Here is a 1,435-nt window from a genome sequence, read left to right as displayed (position 1 = left end):
AAATTGTTGCACCTGTGGTTGTTGTTTTAGTTATTTGTGTCGTTGTTAAAGTTCATAATTCCCGCGCCCGTTATGCGCAATCACGTTATAGGTTTTTAAATCGCTAACTAACAAGAAAGAGATCATTATGAAAAAATTAATACTAATCTTTACATCTATATTTTTAAGCTTTTCAAATGCTTTTGCACAGCAATATGAAATTAGCAGAGAAGCAGATAGCCCATTCTCATTTTCAATAAGAGGTGTTGAACTCAATGAAGGATCTTCGTTAGATCGCGAAAGTATTTTATTGAATGATCCAAGTTCACCTGTCCAAATTACTTCTCATTCAATGAACATTACGTATGTAGACAGGGGGTTCAGGTTTGCAGCTTCAACTAGCATGTCAGTTGACCAACCAATAACAGGGGTTCAATTACGGACGATACAGTACGATGCTTTTGGACAGCATATGCAAAATTTAGGAAACACTGAGATAAAGGATTTTAATCTTGGTAACGCAACAGTTAGTGCTGAGTGGCGAGCCAGAGAAGCATATATTAGTCGATTTCTTACCTCAGTTACTTATGTTGCACGTGTAAGACTTGAAGATGGTACTCAATGGGTTTATGATGAAGATGAATTAATTGCTGCACTCAGGAGTTTAAACCTTGAGCAAAAAATTGGAGAAGATTCAGACCTTGAATAAATCATTGATTAAAACATAATTTCATGTTCCATAAAAACCTATAACAAGGGCTTCAAGCGGACGATTTTGCGTTTTTGGCCCCAATTAAAGTTGGTCGCCTCGCCGCTTAAGCCCTGAGCCGTTATGTTTCATTCCTCTTTATTATAATATAAAACCGAGTAAATTGTTCTGTTATTGAACACTTTTCATTCCCTTCTTGGCATCACTAATTAACAGCTCAGCAGTTGTATCCCACGCGGCCAAATATGGTAGAAGTATCAACAACCATTTCCAAGAGATGATCTCACTGAATATAATTTCGGGATAACCTAAAAAGAAAAATATCAATTCAAGTATACCAAATATTGATAGTATATAAATTATGAGAGTATGTGCATAAACATATATTTTTAAGTACGTTATATTCCCACCAAATGTAATATTTTTCATTGAAGCAGTTTCGGCTTTCCACATCAATAAACCCAATAATAGACCGGTAACTATTAAAAACATTGATAGTGTGTCATATAAAGAAAAAAGAAGGTGTACCACAGAAATCAACCCTAATCCGGCTGTCATATAAACAGGAATCTCAAAAAAAATATTAATTAATGTCCTTTTCATCTTTATTTATCTGAGAAATTAATGAGTTGTAATAATTTTCCTGTTACTTAAACAAGATCCATACATTTTGAAAAACTATAAACCATTACTGCAGCACCTACATAGCCTAAATATCTTTTACCAACTGCTTTAACAGTTTCTATT

The 1,435-nt window shown here is 34.1% G+C and carries 2 protein-coding genes; one reads left to right on the top strand and one right to left on the bottom strand.

Features of this window, described 5'->3' with window-relative positions; all coding sequences use genetic code 11:
- Positions 1–127 precede the first annotated feature (127 nt).
- Positions 128–688: a hypothetical protein gene (locus BG260_RS12545; RefSeq protein ID WP_069133225.1), complete on the top strand. Its 561-nt coding sequence runs from the start codon at positions 128–130 to the stop codon at positions 686–688.
- Positions 689–859: 171 nt separating this feature from the next.
- Here the strand turns inward: BG260_RS12545 and BG260_RS12540 are convergent, their stop codons facing one another.
- On the bottom strand, positions 860–1,291 hold the full coding sequence (locus tag BG260_RS12540) for a hypothetical protein (protein WP_069133223.1): 432 nt from the start codon (positions 1,289–1,291) through the stop codon (positions 860–862).
- Positions 1,292–1,435 lie beyond the last annotated feature (144 nt).

Origin of the sequence: Rhodohalobacter halophilus (genome assembly GCF_001715195.1) — a bacterium.
Taxonomy (GTDB): domain Bacteria; phylum Bacteroidota; class Rhodothermia; order Balneolales; family Balneolaceae; genus Rhodohalobacter; species Rhodohalobacter halophilus.
Note: the sequence above shows the minus strand (reverse complement) of the source record. Positions and strands in the feature narration are given on the sequence as shown.